The 17,689-nt window shown below is 62.8% G+C and carries 19 protein-coding genes; 5 read left to right on the forward strand and 14 right to left on the reverse strand.

The features are described 5' to 3' along the window. The 4 genes from AC1RT2_RS26320 to AC1RT2_RS26335 all read left to right on the forward strand — a co-directional run. Nucleotides 1-187 (forward strand): hypothetical protein (locus tag AC1RT2_RS26320; RefSeq protein ID WP_493106736.1); only part of this gene is annotated, 187 nt, incomplete at its 5' end. A 47-nt stretch (nucleotides 188-234) separates the two neighbouring features. Further along, nucleotides 235-1,521, forward strand: a complete 1,287-nt coding sequence (locus tag AC1RT2_RS26325) for an NAD(P)/FAD-dependent oxidoreductase (protein ID WP_493106738.1) — start codon at nucleotides 235-237, stop codon at nucleotides 1,519-1,521. Between the two features lie 26 nt (nucleotides 1,522-1,547). Beyond that, on the forward strand, nucleotides 1,548-2,747 hold the full coding sequence (locus AC1RT2_RS26330; RefSeq protein WP_493106740.1) for an amidohydrolase family protein: 1,200 nt from the start codon (nucleotides 1,548-1,550) through the stop codon (nucleotides 2,745-2,747). A 43-nt stretch (nucleotides 2,748-2,790) separates the two neighbouring features. Further along, nucleotides 2,791-3,639 carry a transporter substrate-binding domain-containing protein gene (locus tag AC1RT2_RS26335; RefSeq protein WP_493106742.1) on the forward strand — a complete coding sequence of 283 codons (849 nt, stop codon included), beginning with the start codon at nucleotides 2,791-2,793 and terminating at the stop codon, nucleotides 3,637-3,639. Nucleotides 3,640-3,729: 90 nt separating this feature from the next. On the opposite strand, the gene AC1RT2_RS26340 is transcribed toward AC1RT2_RS26335, so the two are convergent. The 7 genes from AC1RT2_RS26340 to AC1RT2_RS26370 are packed head-to-tail and all read right to left on the reverse strand — an operon-like array spanning nucleotide 3,730 to nucleotide 11,823. Beyond that, nucleotides 3,730-4,728 carry an ABC transporter ATP-binding protein gene (locus AC1RT2_RS26340; RefSeq protein ID WP_493106744.1) on the reverse strand — a complete coding sequence of 333 codons (999 nt, stop codon included), beginning with the start codon at nucleotides 4,726-4,728 and terminating at the stop codon, nucleotides 3,730-3,732. Beyond that, nucleotides 4,725-5,684 (reverse strand): ABC transporter ATP-binding protein, encoded by a 960-nt coding sequence (locus AC1RT2_RS26345; RefSeq protein WP_493106746.1) that lies wholly within the window; start codon nucleotides 5,682-5,684, stop codon nucleotides 4,725-4,727. Before AC1RT2_RS26345 ends, AC1RT2_RS26340 begins: the two co-directional genes overlap by 4 nt. Further along, nucleotides 5,681-6,652 carry an ABC transporter permease gene (locus AC1RT2_RS26350; protein WP_069058171.1) on the reverse strand — a complete coding sequence of 324 codons (972 nt, stop codon included), beginning with the start codon at nucleotides 6,650-6,652 and terminating at the stop codon, nucleotides 5,681-5,683. Before AC1RT2_RS26350 ends, AC1RT2_RS26345 begins: the two co-directional genes overlap by 4 nt. Continuing rightward, nucleotides 6,652-7,647, reverse strand: coding sequence for an ABC transporter permease (locus AC1RT2_RS26355; RefSeq protein WP_493106948.1), 996 nt, complete (start codon nucleotides 7,645-7,647; stop codon nucleotides 6,652-6,654). The genes AC1RT2_RS26350 and AC1RT2_RS26355 overlap by 1 nt, the downstream gene beginning before the upstream one ends. Before the next feature lie 42 nt (nucleotides 7,648-7,689). After that, complete coding sequence (locus tag AC1RT2_RS26360) at nucleotides 7,690-9,351, reverse strand: ABC transporter substrate-binding protein (RefSeq protein ID WP_493106749.1); 1,662 nt, start codon at nucleotides 9,349-9,351, stop codon at nucleotides 7,690-7,692. 24 nt (nucleotides 9,352-9,375) lie between these two features. Further along, nucleotides 9,376-10,281, reverse strand: coding sequence for a proline iminopeptidase-family hydrolase (locus AC1RT2_RS26365; protein ID WP_493106751.1), 906 nt, complete (start codon nucleotides 10,279-10,281; stop codon nucleotides 9,376-9,378). 27 nt (nucleotides 10,282-10,308) lie between these two features. Then, on the reverse strand, nucleotides 10,309-11,823 hold the full coding sequence (locus AC1RT2_RS26370) for a leucyl aminopeptidase (protein WP_493106753.1): 1,515 nt from the start codon (nucleotides 11,821-11,823) through the stop codon (nucleotides 10,309-10,311). Between the two features lie 257 nt (nucleotides 11,824-12,080). On the opposite strand from AC1RT2_RS26370, the gene AC1RT2_RS26375 reads away from it, so the two are divergent. Beyond that, nucleotides 12,081-12,983: a LysR family transcriptional regulator gene (locus tag AC1RT2_RS26375; RefSeq protein ID WP_493106755.1), complete on the forward strand. Its 903-nt coding sequence runs from the start codon at nucleotides 12,081-12,083 to the stop codon at nucleotides 12,981-12,983. A 114-nt stretch (nucleotides 12,984-13,097) separates the two neighbouring features. On the opposite strand, the gene AC1RT2_RS26380 is transcribed toward AC1RT2_RS26375, so the two are convergent. The 7 genes from AC1RT2_RS26380 to AC1RT2_RS26410 all read right to left on the reverse strand — a co-directional run bounded on the left by AC1RT2_RS26380 (nucleotide 13,098) and on the right by AC1RT2_RS26410 (nucleotide 17,634). After that, on the reverse strand, nucleotides 13,098-14,135 hold the full coding sequence (locus tag AC1RT2_RS26380; RefSeq protein WP_493106757.1) for a fatty acid desaturase: 1,038 nt from the start codon (nucleotides 14,133-14,135) through the stop codon (nucleotides 13,098-13,100). Nucleotides 14,136-14,235: 100 nt separating this feature from the next. Then, a complete protein-coding gene (locus tag AC1RT2_RS26385; protein WP_493106759.1) occupies nucleotides 14,236-14,616 on the reverse strand; it encodes a DUF6481 family protein in 381 nt (126 codons plus the stop codon). 33 nt (nucleotides 14,617-14,649) lie between these two features. Then, nucleotides 14,650-14,874: a hypothetical protein gene (locus tag AC1RT2_RS26390; protein ID WP_493106761.1), complete on the reverse strand. Its 225-nt coding sequence runs from the start codon at nucleotides 14,872-14,874 to the stop codon at nucleotides 14,650-14,652. Nucleotides 14,875-15,005: 131 nt separating this feature from the next. Next, nucleotides 15,006-15,215 (reverse strand): cold-shock protein, encoded by a 210-nt coding sequence (locus AC1RT2_RS26395; RefSeq protein WP_069058179.1) that lies wholly within the window; start codon nucleotides 15,213-15,215, stop codon nucleotides 15,006-15,008. A 275-nt stretch (nucleotides 15,216-15,490) separates the two neighbouring features. After that, a complete protein-coding gene (locus AC1RT2_RS26400; RefSeq protein WP_069061322.1) occupies nucleotides 15,491-15,685 on the reverse strand; it encodes a hypothetical protein in 195 nt (64 codons plus the stop codon). Nucleotides 15,686-15,785: 100 nt separating this feature from the next. Then, the gene (locus AC1RT2_RS26405) at nucleotides 15,786-16,028 is read right to left on the reverse strand and encodes a BrnA antitoxin family protein (protein ID WP_069058180.1); all 243 of its coding nucleotides are present in this window, start codon (nucleotides 16,026-16,028) and stop codon (nucleotides 15,786-15,788) included. 262 nt (nucleotides 16,029-16,290) lie between these two features. Beyond that, a complete protein-coding gene (locus AC1RT2_RS26410; RefSeq protein ID WP_493106764.1) occupies nucleotides 16,291-17,634 on the reverse strand; it encodes an enoyl ACP reductase FabMG family protein in 1,344 nt (447 codons plus the stop codon). Nucleotides 17,635-17,689: the final 55 nt, after the last annotated feature.

Genomic DNA, 17,689 nt, shown 5'->3' on the forward strand with positions numbered 1-17,689 from the left:
GTTGCGCTTCATTCCCTGGTCCTCTCAATGGGCCAGAGCTTACTTCAAAATGGATTATTTCAACGGGGCAAGGTCACAGCCGCTGGCGCACCGAACTCTCTTCCACCCAATTGCCGTTCCGCATGTCGCGCCCGCCGTCTTTCCACTTTCGCCCGCTCGCAAACCCTGCGGGAACGCCTTGTCGTAATGTTATATAATTAACGTAGCGCAAAATAAAGTCAGAAAACTGTCATCATGCATCAATCATCCGGATCGTCCCCCCGTTCAGAGAGCCAGCGTCCCGATATGGATGTTCTGGTGCTCGGCGCCGGCATCATAGGCGTCTCGGTGGCGCTGCACCTGCAGAAGCGCGGTAAATCGGTGCTGCTGGTCGACCGCCGCGCGCCGGGTGAGGAGACGAGCTATGGCAATGCCGGGCTCATCGAACGGGCAAGCGTCATTCCCTATGGATTTCCACGCGAAATCGCAACGCTGCTGAAATATGCGACGAACCGTTCCGCCGATGTGCGTTTCCACTGGCGGTTTCTGCCAAAAGTCCTTCCGTGGCTTGCCCGTTTCTGGTCGGAATCCTCCGCCCGGCGCTTGCGCCGTGCCGCGCTCGACATGCTGCCGCTTATCGAACGTTCGCTCATCGAGCACACCGCCTTGATGGCCGAAGCCGGCATTCAGCATCGGGCGCGGCGTACCGGGTGGATAGAGGCCTATCGCAGCGAAGGGGCGTTTTCGGCGGCCAAGCGTGCGGCGCGCGCTCTGGACGAATTCGGCATTCGCTACGATTTCCTCGACCCGCAGGAGCTTTCCGTCCGCGAGCCGCATCTGACGGGCCAGTTTGCAGGAGCCGTCCATTGGCTCGATCCCGCCACGACAGCCGATCCCGGCGGGCTGGTGGCGGACTATGCCGCGCTCTTTACGCGCCGCGGTGGTGCAGTGGTCCGGGGCGATGCGACGAGCCTTGCCGCATGCGAGGATGGCTGGAGCCTTGTTGCGGACGGCCGCCGCATTACCGCCCGCGAGGCCGTGGTGGCGCTCGGGCCGTGGTCGGATACGGTTTACAAGCCGCTCGGCTACCGCGTGCCGCTTGCCGTCAAGCGCGGCTATCACGTGCATATCGAGCCGGCCGGCGATGCCGTGATGAACCATCCGGTTGTCGACGTGGAACGTGGCTATCTGCTCGCGCCCATGGCGCGGGGTATCCGCCTGACCACAGGCATCGAGTTCGCCCACCGCGACGATCCAGCAACGCCTGTCCAGATCAACCAGACCGAACCCCATGCCCGCGCAATCTTCCCGCTCGGCCGACGCGTCGAGCCGGAGCCCTGGATGGGGGCACGACCCTGCCTGCCGGACATGCGCCCGATCATCGGTCCGGCGCCGCGCCACAAGGGCCTGTGGTTCGCCTTCGGCCACAATCACCACGGCCTGACGCTCGGCCCCGTCACCGGCCGGCTGCTGGCGGAAATGATGACCGGCGAAACACCCTTCGCCGATCCCGCACCCTACGCCATGAGCCGTTTCGGCTGAATTGCGGACCTTTGGAGAAGCCACCCATGTCGACTGAATTTGTTCTCATCAATGTGCGGCCGAACGGAGCGGCGGCAAAGGACGTGGTGATCCGCGATGGCCGGATCGCCGAAATCCTTCCGCACGGTTCCCGGCCCTTTGCGGCGGAGATCCGCGTCGTTGACGGCGAAGGCCTGCTCATGCTGCCGGGCCTTGTCGATGCCCATACCCATCTCGACAAGACGCTGCTCGGCATGCCCTGGTATCGCAACGATGTCGGTCTGGAACTGGTCGACCTCATCGAGAACGAGCGGCGGATGAAGCGCGAGCTCGGCATCGATCCCGCGCGCCAGTCGGCCGCACAGATCGAGCGTTCCGTGGCCAACGGCACCAGCCATATCCGCACCCATGTCGACATCGACACGGAATACGGCCTTGCCGGGCTCGAAGGCGTGCTCGCCTCGCGCGAGCGCTACCGAGACATCGTCGATATCGAGATCGTCGCCTTCCCGCAGAGCGGCATGCTGATCCGCCCCGGCACGGTCGAGCTGATGGAACAGGCGATGCGCGCGGGCGCCGACGTGGTGGGCGGCCTCGACCCGTCGGGCGTCGACCGCGATCCCAAGGGCCATCTCGACACGATCTTCGCAATGGCCGAGCGTCACGGCAAACCCGTCGACATCCACCTGCACGAACCCGACGCCCTCGGCGCCTTCGCCATCGAACTCATCGTGGAGCGCACGAAGGCATTGGGCATGGCGGACCGGGTGACGGTCAGCCATGGCTTCTGCCTCGGCATGCTGGCCGACAGGCCGCTGGCGCGGCTCGGTGGCATGATGGCGGAGGCCGGCGTGCACCTGATGACCAAGGGTGGTGCTGCGAGCCCCCGGCCGCCGGTGCTCGATCTCAGCGACATGGGCGTGAAAATCTGCTCGGGCAGCGATGGCGTGCGCGACACCTGGCAACCCTTCGGTAATGCCGACATGCTCGACCGCGCGGCCATCGTCTCGCAGCGCAACGACTTCATCAATGACATTCATATCGAACTGGCACTCGGCCTGTGCACCCATGGCGGCGCGCGCACCATGGCCCTTCAAGGTTACGGCCTGGAGCCCGGCTGCGACGCCACCTTCCTTCTGGTGCGGGCCGAAACGCCGGCCGATGCCGTCGCATCTCGCCCCGCCCGCCGATCTGTCTACCGCAAGGGTATGCCCGTCGCGAAGGACGGCGCGCTCGTCGGCGCCTGAGCGAACACACAACTTCAAACATTGGCAAAGAGGAGTAGCTAATATGTTGAACAGGTTTGGTAAAATAGTCATCACCACTCTCGGCATCGCGCTTGCTGCATCCGCGGCCGGCGCCGAGGAGCCGACGCGCACCATCACGGTCGCGACGGAAGGCGCCTATGCGCCCTGGAACTTCACGGAAGCCGGCGGCAAGCTGGCCGGCTACGAGATCGACATGCTTGCGGACATCTGCCCGCGCATGAAGGTCAAGTGCGAGGTCATCGTGCAGGACTGGGACGGCCTGATCCCGTCGCTGAACGCCGGCAAGTTCGACGCCATCGTTGCCGGCATGCTGCAGACCGAGGAGCGGGAAAAGGTCATCACCTTCTCGCGCAACTACGGCACCGGCTCGGCCGCCTTCCTCGTGCGCAAGGATTCGACGCTCGCCAACATGCCGGTCGGCAAGCAGATCGACATGGGCAAGGACAAGGAAGCGGCGAAGGCTGCCGCCGCGGAGATGCTGCCCTTCATGGACGGCATGGTGATCGGTGCCCAGGGCTCGACGACCGCGGGCCAGATCATGGCCGAACTCTTCCCGACCATCGAGTTCCGCGAATACAAGACCACCGAGCAGCACGACCTTGACTTGGAAGCCGGACGCGTCGATGGCGTGATGGCGTCACCCGTCGCGCTCGACAAGGCCCTCGAAAAGATCGGTGCCGACCAGGTAGCCTTCGCGGGCACCGAGTTCACCGGCGGCCCACTGGGCGGCGGTCAGTCCGTCGGCCTGCGCAAGGACGATACCGAGCTGAAAAAGCTGTTCGACGACGCGATCAATGCGGCCATCGCCGACGGCACCCTGTCGCGCCTCGCCATCAAGTGGTTCAAGCGGGATATCTCGCCGAAGACGTAAGCCGCGCGAAAGATCGCATGAAAAAGGGGCCGCGTTCACACACGGCCCCTTTTTCATGGGTTCAAGGCCGCGAGCGGCCATGGGCTCGCATCAGATCGTCGGAAAATGACAGGCGACCTTTCGGCCGGCGCCGTGAGAGGTCAGTTCGGGCCGCTCGGTGCGGCAGCGATCCTTGGCGATCGGACAGCGGGGATGGAAGCGGCAGCCGGAGGGTGGGTTGAGCGGGCTTGGTACGTCGCCTGTCAGAAGAATGCGCTTGCGCGTGCCGCCGGGCGTCTTCTCAACGATCGGAACCGCCGAAATGAGCGCCTGGCTGTAGGGATGGGCTGGCGCGGCGAAGACCGCTTCGGCAGGCCCTTCCTCCACGATCGAACCGAGATACATGACGGCGATGCGGGTCGAGACCTGACGCACCACCGACAGGTCGTGGGCAATGAAGATGTAGGTGAGGTTCAGCTTTTCCTGGAGATCGGCGAGCAGATTGACGATCTGCGCCTGCACCGAGACGTCGAGCGCGGAAACGGGTTCATCCAGCACGACGAGGTCGGGATTGAGCGCGATGGCCCGCGCAATGCCGACGCGCTGACGCTGCCCGCCGGAAAATTCGTGCGGATAGCGCCCGACATGGTCGGGCAGCAGGCCGACGATCTCGAACAGCTCCGCGACGCGCCGGTCGATTTCCGCAGCCGAGAGTTTCGTGTGGATGCGCAGCGGCTCGCCGACTAGGTCGCCCACGCGACGGCGTGGATTGAGCGAGGCGGACGGGTCCTGGAAGACCATCTGCAGACGCCGGCGCAGCGGCCGCAGTTCGCGAAGCGGCTTGGAGGTGATGTCCTCGTCTTCAAACAGCAGCTTGCCGTCGGAGACGTCATACAGTCGCACAAGGCAGCGGGCGAGGGTGGACTTGCCGCACCCTGATTCCCCGACGAGGCCGAGGGTCTCCCCGCGCCGCACGGCAATCGAGACGTTGTCGACCGCATGCACAGTCCGCCGGCCTTCCGCGGAAAACCGTGTGCCGATCGAGAAGCGTTTTCCGAGCGCGCGCGTCTCGAGGATCGGCCGGTCGTTGTCTGTCATCGCGTCGCTCATGCTTGCACCTCCCGGAAGCACGCGGCAGCGTGCGGACCATGGGGGAGGGCCGGTTTTTCAGTGCGGCAGGGGTCGTAGCTCAAAGGACATCGCGGAGCGAAAGCGCAGCCCTGCGGCAGGCGCAGCAGCGAGGGTGGCGAGCCGGGAATGGCCGGCAGGCGATGCGGCTTGTCGCCGGTCAGCGGCGGGATCGAGCCGAGCAGCGCGCGTGTATAGGGATGGCGCGGATCGGAGAACAACGCCGCCCGGTTGCCGCGCTCCACCACACGGCCCGCATACATGACCATGACCCGGTCGGCGAGGTCGGACACCACGCCCATATCGTGCGTGATGAAGACGACCGCGGAATTGTGGGTGGCACGCAGCTTGCGCACGAGATCGAGGATGCCGGCCTGCACGGTGACGTCGAGCGCCGTCGTCGGCTCGTCGGCGACAAGCAGCGCCGGATTGCACGACAGCGCCATGGCGATGACCGCGCGCTGGCGCATGCCGCCGGAAAGCTGGTGCGGATAGCGCGACATGGCCTCGCGTGGATTGGGGAAGTTCACCTCCGCCAGCAGTTCCTCCACCCGCGCCAGCGCTTTCGCCTTGCTGATCTTCTCATGGGCGCGGATCTGTTCGGCGATCTGCCAGCCGATCGTATAGACAGGCGTCAGGGCCGTCATCGGATCCTGGAAGATCATGGCGATCTCGCGGCCGCGCAGATGCCGCAACTCGCGCGCCGGCAGGCCGATCAGTTCCTGGCCCTTGTAGCGGATCGAGCCCTCGATCGTGGCGTTGGGATCCGTGATGAGCCCCATCACCGCCAGAAGCGAGACGGTCTTGCCGGAGCCGGATTCACCGACGACGCCGAGGATTTCGCCCTGGTCGAGATCGAAGGAGACACCATCGATGGCCCGCACCAGGCCGCCTTCGGTGCGAAACGTTACCTTGAGGTCGCGCACGGAGAGCATCATGACGTCCTCACACGGGGATCGAGAAGGATATAGACGAAATCGACCACCGCATTGGCGATCACCACGAACATCGAGGCATACATGACGGTCGTCATGATCATCGGCAGGTCGAGGTTCTGCATCGCGTCATAGGTGAGCTTGCCGATGCCGTTGAGGCCGAAGACCACCTCGGTCAGAAGGGCCGAACCGCCCACCAGTGCGCCGAAATCCAGGCCGAACAGGGTGACGAAGGAAATCAGCGAGGTGCGCAGGCCGTGGCGCAGCAGGATGCGGGTTTCCGACAGGCCTTTGGCCCGGGCGGTGCGGATGAAATCCTCCTGCATGGATTCGATGATCGCCGCGCGCAACACGCGCCCGTAGATGCCGATATAGAGCACGGCCAGCGTGATCCAGGGAATGACCAGGGTGAGGAACCAGCCCTTCGGGTCGCTCATCAATGGCTTGTAGCCGAGCGGCGGCACCCAGGAGAACAGCCAGCTGTCATGATAGCGGCTCTGGGTGATGAGGTTCATCACCTCGCCGAGCCAGTAGACCGGCATGGAGATGCCGATGAGGCCGAGCGCCATCAGCAGCTTGTCCAGCCAGCTGTCGCGCGTCGCTGCCGCGACGATGCCGATGATCACCGAGACGACCACCCAGAGGATCGCCGCGCCGAAGACCAGCGACAGGGTGACCGGAATGGCGTCGAACACCGCCGGCACCACTTTCCAGCCGCGGTTGACGAAGGAGGTGAGATCGCCGGTGATGAAGAGCTTCTGCATCATCAGGCCGTATTGCACATAGAGCGGCCGGTCGAAGCCGAAGGAGTGGCGGACCGCCTCCAGCACCTCGGGCGAGGCATTGCGCCCGGCAATGCGCGCGGCGGGATCGGATCCCGGCGTGGCGAAGAAGATCAGGAAGACGATGACGGAAATGCCGAACATCACGAACAGCATCTGACCGAAGCGGCGCAGGATGGCGTAGATCATCAGGTGCGCCCCAGTCGAACTTTCGAGCGCGGGTCGAGCGCATCGCGCAGGCCGTCGCCGAAAACGTTGAGAACCATCACGGAGACGGCGATTGCCAGGCCCGGCGCGAGCGCTACGAGCGGACGGGTATAAAGCAGCGCCTGCCCATCCTGGATGATGGTGCCCCAGCTTGCCGCCGGCGGCTGCACGCCGATCGACAGGAAGGAGAGGGCCGATTCCGTCAGCATGTTCAGGGCCATCATCAGCGGCACGAAGACGATGAGCGTCGTGGTGATGTTCGGCTGGATGTCGCGCCAGAGGATGCGCCACCCGGGCACGCCGAGATTGATGGCGGCCAGCACGAACTCGCTGCCGCGCAGCGCGAGGACCTGGCCGCGGATGGGACGCGCCACATAGGGAATGTAGACGATGCCGATGATGATGATCGGCAGCCAGAGACTGCCGGATTCGATGAGGATCGGCCCGATCGAGATACCGGAGGTGATGGTGACGATGGAAAGCGATATCGCCAGCAGGTAGATCGGGAAGGCCCAGAGAATGTCGAGCAGGCGCGACAGGATGGTGTCGGTAATTCCGCCGAAATAGCCGGCGACGAGGCCGGCCGTCGTGCCGACGGTCAGCGTGAAGATCGTGGCGGCTGCCGCGATCATCAGGGAGTTGAGCCCGCCATAGAGAAGGCGGGCCATGACGTCGCGGCCCTGGCTGTCCGCGCCGAGGAAGTAGTTGCCGAGCTCCCAGGTGGGACCGATCGGCGTGTAGCCGAGCCCGAGCCCTTCCGTCGAGGCTTCCATCACCGGAACCTCGACCCCGTTGACCATGATGACGGCGTCAAGGGTCGAGGTGAACGGGTCCACGCCCGCCCAGCGCGCGTAGAGCGGCGCGCTGAGACAGGAAAGGACGATGATGAGAAATACCGTCAGGGACACCATGGCGGCCCCGTTGCGCCTCAATCGCACGAAAGCGAGGGCCCATGGCCCTCGCGTCGCGTGCTGCATGGCAACGACTTCATTCGACACGCAGTTTGCCTCCGCCGGGTCTTACTGTACCCAGGACTGGGTGATCATCCAGTCGAACTGGCGGTTGAACTTGAAGTTTCCGAGGCGCTTGCTGACGAAGTCGAGCCGCTTCGGCGTGAAGAGGCCAATGGCCGGCGCCTGGTCGGTGACCTGCTTGTCGATTTCGCTCCACAGCACGTCGGCCGCCTTCTGGTCGGTGACGCCGAGATCCAGCGCCTTCTGCATCTTGGCATCGATGTCCTTGTCGCAGAAGCCGGCGATGTTGATCGAGGCGTCCGAGCCCTCGCGGAAGGAAGCGCAGCCGAACAGGATGTTCAGGAAGTTCGAAGCCGCCGGATAATCCTTGTACCACTGGGTCACCGACATCTGCACCTTGTTGTTGGTGTTCTGGATATAGGTGAACTGGATGTTGGCGGAGATCGGCTTGACGTCGGCGACGTAGCCGATGCTGGTCAGCACGCTCTGCAGGTAGACGCCGATGGAGCGCGAGACGGCGGTGTCCTCGACGATGACCGTCACCTTCTGGCCCTTGGTGCCCGATTCATCGACCAGCTGCTTGGCCTTCTCGACATCGGGTGCCGACCACTTGGCACCGGGATCCTTCGTGTAGGGGCAATAGTCTACGTGGCCGGGGAAGTCCGGCGGCAGAATCTGGCAAACCGGCGAGGCGAGTACCTTGCCGCCGAACAGCTTGACCAGTGCGTTGCGATCGATGGCGAAGGCGACGGCCTGGCGGGCCTTCACATTGTCGAACGGTGCAAGGCGCGTGTTGAGCGGCGCATACCACCAGGCCGAAAGCGGCGCGATGTGCAGCTGCTCCGTGTACTTGGTGCCGACCTCTGCGAGACGGTCGCTCGGCAGTGAATCGAACATCCAGTCCGCCTCGCCGTTCTGGATCGCCGTCACCGCCGCCTCTTCGGAGAGGCCGAAGTCGTATTGCACGACATCAGGATAGCCGTCCGGCTGGGCCTCTTCGCTCCACTGCTTGAAATGCGGATTGCGTGAGACGGTCATGCCCTTGTTGGGGTCGAAGGCAGAAATCATGTAGGGGCCGGTGCTCGGGATCGGCACGGAGCCCGCGTCTTCGGCCGGCGTATCGGCCGGCAGCGTCGCAGCGTGGGGCAGGGCGAGCTTGTAGAGGAACTCGGCGTCCGGCTTCGTGAGGTTGATGGTGACCGTGCCGGCGGCTTCATCACCTACGACGCCGCCTTCCAGCGTGCAGCTCTTGGTGTCGGCAAGGCATTTGTCGGCACCCACGATGCCGGCATAGAAGGTGCCGGAGGTTGGGCCGGAGACCTTGAAGATACGCTGGAACGAGGCGACCACATCCTTCACGCCGACCTCCTGGCCGGTCGAGAACTTGATGCCCTTGCGCAGTTTGAAAGTGAAAGTCTTGCCGTCGTTGCTGATGTCCGGCATCGCCTCGGCGAGGTCAGCCACGACCGTGAAGCCATCCATGCCCTCGGCCTTGCGGAAGGTGACGAGGCCGTCATAGATCGGCTGGTACATCTGCCAGCCTTGGGACGTGTAGTTGATGTGCGGGTCGAGCGTCCCGGCCGCCGATCTGGCGAGAAGCCGCATGGTGCCGCCGCGATGTTCTTGGAGATATTCGGCCTGCGCCGGGGCCAGCCAAGTGCCAGCCATGAGAGCGACGGCCGATGCCGTCAGAAGCAGTTTTTTCATGTTCGATCCCCTTTTCTATCTGTTCTATTTGTCGTGCTGATTGAGGAAGTTTCCCACCACCCGCATGCATGCATCCTGTTCCTCAACGTGGGGCATGTGGCTGGAATGCTCGAATATCTCCCAGTGCGCGCTCTTGATGCCGTCCTTGAAGGGCTGCACGGTCGCGGGCGTGGCTTCGTCGTAGCGTCCTGAGATGATCAGCGTCGGCGTGTCGATGGCCGGCAGGCGGTCGATGATGCTCCAGGTCTTCAGGGTGCCGATGACGTGGAACTCATTCGGCCCGTTCATCAGCGTATAGACGGTGGGATTGCGCGCGGCCTGTTCGAAACTTGCCGTCACCTCGGGAGGGAACGGCACGACGCGACAGACGTGCCGTTCGTAGAAGGCCGTTGTCGCCGCCTGATAGTCGGGATGGTCCGTCGTGCCCGCCATTTCGTGCCGGGTCAACGTGTCCTGCACGTCCTGCGGCAGGTCGGCGCGCAGCCGGTTCGCCTCCGCAACCCAGAGCGTCATGGAGGCGGGCGAATTGGCGATGGTGAGCGAGGTAAGCCCTTCCGGCCGCAGCACGGCATATTCCGCGCCCAGCATGCCGCCCCAGCTCTGGCCGAGCACATGGAAACCGCCGCGAATGCCGAGGTGATCGACGAGGTTTTCCAATTCGTCGATGAAGAGCTGCGGCGTCCAGAAATCCGCACCCTTTTCCGGCAGCAGGGTCGAATTGCCGCATCCCAGCTGGTCATAGTGGATGACGGCCCGCCCATCGCGGGCGAGCAGCTTGTAGGCATCGACATAATTGTGCGCGACGCCCGGCCCGCCATGCAGGATCACGACCGGCAGCTTGTCGCCGCCAAGGTCGCCACTGATGCGGTACCAGGTTTCATATCCCCTGAACGGCGCCCGGCCTTCCGTGCTGTTGATCGTCGACGGCATTCTCAATCCTTTCCCAGTCAAAGGCGCTCAAGCGTCCTTGCGGCTGGCCTGTACCCATTCTTCCAGCATCTGCACGCCGAAGGCCGTTGCCCCCTGCCGGCCGATCGGGCGATCCTCGCCGGCAAGTTCCTTGCCGGCGATGTCGAGGTGCACCCAGGGGCGATCCTCCGTGAAATGGCGCAGGAAGGCCGCGGCATAGGGGGCGTCGCCGTCTTCCATGTCCTTGGCGTGGTGGCGCAGGTCCGCCAGTGGCGACTTCAAGCCCTCGTCATAGGCGCGATCGAGCGGCAGGCGCCAGAAACGTTCGCCGACCGTCTCGCCGGCGGCGATCATGCCGCTGGCGATCGCATCGTCCGTGCTGAACAGGCCGGCAAAGATCGATCCGAGGCCGCGCATCACCGAATAGGTCAGTGTTGCGAGATCCACGATCACCGACGGCTCGAAACGTGTCGCCGCATAGTAGAGACAGTCCGCAAGGATCAGGCGGCCCTCCGCGTCGGTGTCGAAAACCTCCACGCTCTGGCCGGACAGGGTGGAAATGATGTCGCGGGGTTTCAGCGAATGGCCGGACGGCAGGTTCTCGGCAATGCCGAGCACGCCGATGGCATGCACCGGGCTCTTCTGTTTCGCGAGCGACAGGAGGAGGCCGACAACCGCCGCCGCGCCGGCCATGTCGGCCTTCATGTCGAACATCTGCGCGCCGCCCTTGATGCAGAGCCCGCCGGAATCGAAACAGACGCCCTTGCCGACGAAGGCGAGCGGCTGATCGCTCGAACCTTCGCCGCGATAGCGCAGGACTGCGAGCCGCGGGGGCCGCACCGAACCGGCACCAACCGCAAGCAGCGCCGTCGCGCCGAGTTCCTTCAGCTTGGCTGCATCGAGCACTTCCACCTCGATGCCAGCGTCCCGCAGCGGCTCCAGATGCGCGGCAAAACTGTCGGGATGTAGATGGTTGGGTGGTAGGTTGACGAGCGTGCGGGCATATTCCACGCCCTCCGCCACGGCGTTGACGCGCGCAAGCGCCGCATCCATCGCCGCCTTCTCCGCGCCCACCAGCTGCAGCCGCCAGGTCTTGTCGGCGGCTGCCACCGGCTTCGTGTTGCGCAGGTCGAAACGGTAGCGCCGCAGCCGCAGGCCGAGGGCGACGCGCGCCAGAATGTCTGCTGCTGCAAGGCTCGTGCCCTCGATCGGATCGAGAAGAACCGTCGCCTCGTCTTCGCCCTTGTCCTCCAGATGCGCCCCAAGCTTGCCGCCAGCCTGCGCCAGGGCAAAGGCTGTCAGGCTGTCCACCTTTCCAAGCGCAAGCACAACGACGCGTCGCGCCGAAACAGCGCGCGGCGAAACGAGATCGATGCAGGTACCGCATTCGGAAAGGGCCGCAGGCGCAGAACAGGCACGCGAGACGATACCGCCCATGGCCGCATCCAGCGCCGCAGCGCGCGGGCCGAGGGGCAGCCCTTCTGCCTGCAGGATCACGATAACCGGGGCTTCGACGGATACGTCGTCTGCCGCTTCGAAGACCGGCGCTGGCGATTGAGGCATATGGGCATACTTCCTGTAGCAATGCCGGTGGTCGCCGCAGCATGCACCGTCGCCTGGAAACGGCTCTCTGCCGATCCGAAACGCGACGATTGGGCCACAAGCCGACCACCGCCGATAAGAGATGGTGCCAGAGGCCGAATAAGCGTTTCCCCATGGCGACTTAGAAGGCCATCTCAAATGGATATCGCAGAAGGTTCAAGCGTCAATTTTTGTCATATCGATTGACAAAAACTCAAGTGATAATCCAAGCTCGTTTTATGGCAACACCTTCACTCAATGGCATGCGGGCTTTCGAGGCCGCGGCGCGTCTCGGCAGCATCAAGGATGCGGCGGAAGAGCTGCATCTGACGCCATCTGCCGTCAGCCGGCACATCCGAACGCTGGAAAAAACCCTCGGCCAGGAACTTTTCGAACGAGGGTTCCGGCAGGTGACGCCGACGATGCGGGGATCTTATTATGCGCGCAGCCTGTCGGAGGCCTTCGAGGCGATCTGGCGGGCGACGGAGGATGTCAGTTTTTACGACGGACCGCGCAGCAGCAAGGCGCGACCTGTCAAGCTCATGTGTGAGCCGACCTTCCTCAATCTCTGGCTGGCGGATCGCCTGCCGAGTTTCCGTCGCCAGCATCCGACGGTGGATCTCGAAATCTCCACCTCCGGCAAGCGGACCAATGTCGATTTCGCAATCGTCGACGAGTTCGACTACAAGGCCGGCCCGGCGCTGACGATGATGGTGCCGCTTCTCCTGACACCGGTCTGCGCGCCCTCCTTGCTGGATGGCGCAATCCCGCTGTGTTCGCCCGCCGACCTGTTGCGGCATCACCTGATCCACGAATGCGAGACCACGCGCTGGAAACAATGGCTGGAGCAGGAGGGTGTTTCCGACCCGCGCTCGCTATCGGGCTCCACCCTGCACGATTGCACGCTCATCATGCGTGAGGCGATGAACGGCGCGGGCATCGCGCTGGCCGATACCATCATGGCGCAGGATCTCCTGCGCCAGGGCAAGCTCGTCGCGCCCTTTGCCGCTCGCCACGCCTATCCTGCGGGTTACTACCTGCAGCAGCGCCGCAGCATCGGCAACAAGCCCGGCACCCGGCTGTTCCAGGACTGGCTGCTGGCCGAGATTGCAGAACACAAGCGGGCAATGGATATCGCCTAGCGGGGTAAGAAGGTGCGACCCGCCTGGTCTTCTCACCGCGGATATGCCCGTCCCCACAGCGCGGCGATGACGCTCATCGTGTTACGATGGCGATCGATCCGGTGTCGAAATCCACTATGCGGCGCTACGGAGCGCTTTTGCTTCTTTCAGAGACACCAACCGTTGTGATGCTTCGTCCCAGAGGATGAGTTTCACACAGCTCAGGCTCGTTCTGATCGTTATGCGCCCAAGATCGGCCAGTTCGGGATGATCCCGCAGAACCTCCGGCAACCTGTAAAACGGCACGCGGCTCGAAAGGTGATGGATATGGTGCATGCCGATATTGCCGGTTATCCAGCGCAACGGGCCGGGCAGGTCGTAGTGCGACGCGCCATGCAGGGCTGCGTGCTGGAATGTCCACTCCGGCGGCTTTGACCAGTGCGTATCCTCAAACTGGTGTTGTACGTAAAACAGCCAGACACCGGCCGATCCGGCAAGAAGCACGATCGGCAGATGGATCAGAAGGAACGGGACCAATCCGACGGCCCATATGAGGAGCGCTGCGAGTGCGACGATCACGGCATTTGTCGCCATCGTCGAAATCCATGGCAGCGCGCCGGACTTCATCATGCCGAATGGCAGTCTCTGCTTGAAGAGAAAGAGCCAGGCAGGACCGATGCCGAACATGACGAGCGGATGCCGGTATAGGCGGTAGCCGAGGCGGCCGCGGCGCGTCAAGGCTGCGTATTCCGCGACGGTGAGCGTCGTTATATCGCCGACGCCCCGTTCATCCAGATTGCCGGCCGAAGCGTGGTGTTCCGCATGGGCGCGGCGCCAGTAGTCGTAGGGCGTCAGCGTCAGGACGCCGATTACCCGGCCTGTCCAGTCATCCAGGCTACGCCGACCGAAAAACGAGCCGTGCCCGCAATCATGTTGCAACATGAAGAGGCGGAGGAGAAATCCGGCTGCCGGGAGAACGAGGACCAGGCCGAACCAGTAGCCAAAGTGTATAGAGGCCCACGCCGCGGCCCAGAGGAGGGCAAAGCAAGCAAGGGTCACGGCCAGCTCGAACGTGCTTCGGCCGAGATGGGGCTTGCGGTAGGCGGACAGGATTTTGAGCCAGGGTTTTTCAAGAGCGACGCCGTTGGGGGGGATTGCGTTCATCGAGTTCATCAGCGGTCGGCGTCTTTCTGTCCGGTTGGTCAGCTCGCGGTTGAAGGTGATGCGATCTTTAGCGGCATGAAGGCTCGGGAAATCCTGTCGCCATAGGAAATTATGCTTGGCGTGCTTTCCGATTGGCGTAACGCTGGTCGCGTGCAGCCTTTCGCGCCGCTTCGTCTTCTATCACGCGTGCAATACGTGCTTTTTCGGCGTGCTCGCGGGCGTCCGCTTCTGCCTGTGCGGCGGCCTGTGCAGCCGCTTGCAGCGCAGCTGCCTCGGCCTCGGCGCGCGCTTGTTCTTCCAGCTTTACCCGCTCGCGCTCGATGCGTCGTTCTTCGCGTGCCGCGGCAATCGCTGCGCGCTCCGCCTGGCGTGCCGCCTTGGCTGGCTCGGCGGCGGCCTGCGCTGCGCGATATGCATTCAGAAGGGCCGCTTTTGCATCGGCAGCCGCCGTGCGGCGGTCGGTAAGTTGGTTATCTCTAGAGTTCTTCAAGTCGTCGTCCTGACTATGATTGTTCTTGGGGTCTCATCTCGGCTGCGCGCGTTTTGCGATGAGGGCAGATGTTGCCGACGCGCGTTCATCGAGTTCCTTCGCAAGGCGTGCCTCGCGAAGCCGCAGGGTCTTTTCCTCTCGCGATTGGGTGAGGGAGGCAAGCTCCTCCACGGCCTTATCTTTCGCGAAGAACTGCGTTTGGATATTGCTGAAGGCAACCTCCGCCTTCTGGCGCGAGATGCTGTATTTTTCCGTCATGCGTGTTCCCGTCATGAGGCCCGACAAGCGAGCAGGAAACAAAAAGGCCAGGCTAACCGCCTGGCCTTGCTTGGATTAACGTGCTTTCGGCAGTGCCAGTACATCCGTGGTCAAAGGAAAGCGCCTATCCGTTAAGCGGCCTGGAGGTTGCAAGCCGACATTTTGCCCGACTTCTTGTCGCGCTCCAGTTCGAAGCTGACCTTCTGGCCTTCGACGAGTTCGCGCATTCCTGCGCGCTCGACGGCCGAGATGTGGACGAATGCATCTGCATCGCCATTGTCAGGCTGAATGAAGCCGAAGCCCTTGGTGGAATTAAACCATTTAACTGTGCCAGTGGTCATGATGAACCCTTTCATAGCAGCATTGAGAAACCGCCACGCCGTGGCGCGGCAGATGATGATGACGATTTTGAAAGGAAGGTTCGTTCAGGGCGCGGTGCTAATCGCGCAATAACCAAAGCTCAGCAAGCAAATTCGATGTGTCACCCTATCGTGCCTGCACGCACTTGTCTACCGTTAGTTTTCTTTTGCCCCGATGGCGTCACGAGGACGCACTCAGATCCGGGTTTCGCGGCCCATCGTCCGGAGCCGACGGTTTTCGTTCGCGTTGCCTCCGTTCAGTCGCTCGAAGCCTTTCTTTTGAATGTCATTTTCAGCACGTAGTTGCCGTTCTGCTTCCACTTGCCTTTGGTGCGGACCTGAACCTCAGGTCCCAAGGCCGCATCGGCCTCGGCGAACGCTCGTCGGAACTCGGCAATGGCGTGGTGATATTCAGTGTTGTCGCGCTTCGGCGCTTCAACTGCCAATTTCATGAGGGCCAGTATGCCCTCCTTATCATCGTCCAACGCTGTGACCCCGTGCTGATCCGGCTTTGTTGCGTCCATCGACACCGACGGGCCGGTTACATCCTCTTCAGCCGCGATCCGCCGACTGCTTCATGGTGGCTCGCAAGGTATCGTTGATCCGATCCTGCCAGCCGGGGCCATCCAACTGGAAAAATGCCAGCACATCGCTATCGAGCTTCAAGGACACGAGTTCCTTCGTGTTCGGGATCGCAGGCCGTTCGACCGCGGGAGCGGCAACCTTCTTCACCGGCTTGAAAAGCGCCTCGGCGGCATCCTTCGGATTGGTCGGTCGTCGCGGTGTCGTTGCCATGGTTGCTTCCTTTTCGTTGCTGATTCGTTTGTGCCATCCTTCTGGAGAGGATGTCGAGCGACGCGTGTCAGATGCTCGTTCCGGAAAGGGACGAACATCTGCACTTCAGCGACGGGATAACGGATAGAGCGACGGTGCGTGCGTCAAGGCGACGGCGACCGTGCATTTGGCCGGTCGCATGCAGGCCCAGGCGCTTTGCGGCAGCGTGGGCTGGAGCAGGTTGCGTTCCGGCAAGCTCCGCTTTTATCGCGGAGCGGCGGCCCTATGCCGCCTCTAGACTGTGCTGGTTCGCCGTGTTGGTTTCGTTCAGCGTGCGGGCAACAATGTCATGATTGAGCCAGAGAACGGGACCCGACGGCGCGGATGACGACCGGAAGATCAGTCGTCCTGTCGCCTCTACGACGAGCCGGCTGAGATGGTCGGAGATGAGGACCTTGCTGTCCTTGTGCATCGACGTGATCTCGTTCGACGTGCCGATCGTGATGTCGGACTGGCCCGGGCTGTTGGGCATTGGCCAGGACGAAAAATCGTAGAAGGGTCGCATCACCTCACTCGTCTGCAGATCGCTGATCTTCTGCAAAACGTCTTCGACCGTGAAGGGCTCGGCAAGAAGTTCCTGGCAAGCCTGCCATTGCGCCGCAGCCCATTCGCTTCCGCCTTCCTTCTTCAAGGCAAGCAGAAGAGGAATGAGGGGCAATTCAATGCCTGCGAAAACGTCGGACGAATTGGTGCGAATTTCAGGGCAGTTGTAGACCGTCGCCTTGATGCCGGCAGCCCATGCCTCTCCCGCAATACGCTCGAGGCGCATCTTGGCGTAGCCTTGGGTGTAGTTCGTGTAGGTCTGCCAGCGATACTCTTTCCCCACGAGAATGCCCGTCCCGTGGTAGCCGTAGGCCGAATAACGAACCTGACCCCCGGAAGCCTCGACGCGAGCCCGGATGCCTGCGCTCATCTCGATGAGATGGCGGAAAGTGTTGGCCGAGACCTCATCGAAATTCTGGAGAATGAGCTTGCCCATATCGCTATCGAGCAGAGTTTGCGACGACATGTGTCGAGCGCCCCGCCCCTTGTAGATGCGATTGGCGATTACCAGGAACACCTTTGCCTTCGGGATGCCGCCGGCCATCGTGTGCGCGAAGTAGACATTTTTTCCGTCATCGATCATGCCATCGAGAATGCTCATGACCTGCGACAGGGATGCCTTGAACCGTTCGACGCCGGCTTCCCGGCACCTGTCGATATGGGACCAGTCAAGCTTCTCGTCTTCCCAGGTCTCGAGCGTCAATGCTCCTAGCAGATCGGTGGGCGTGGGTTCGCCGGCGGGGGCATCGAGGTCGAAGCCAGCCATGACGGGAACGTTGATAATCCTGCCGCCCAGCTGGGCTTCTGCGGCTTGCAGCTCTTCATCGTTGAGCGGTCGCAGGACGTTGTCGTCGCCGCGCCGTCCAACCGTGATGCCGATGATTTCCATGCCGGCCTTTTTGGCCTGGTCCAGCAGGCCGGTGGCATAACCGCGACCGAACAGTTCGCCGAACAGAACGAAGACATCGCCTTTGCGGAAGATGTTTTCCTGCGGAATCTGCATCAAAGGAATCGGGTTTTCCATAGTGCCAGTTCTCTCGAATCCAGGTCGCAGAGCAACCAAATGAACAATGTGTAAA

The organism is Shinella sp. GW821-FHT11G07, from assembly GCF_058808115.1.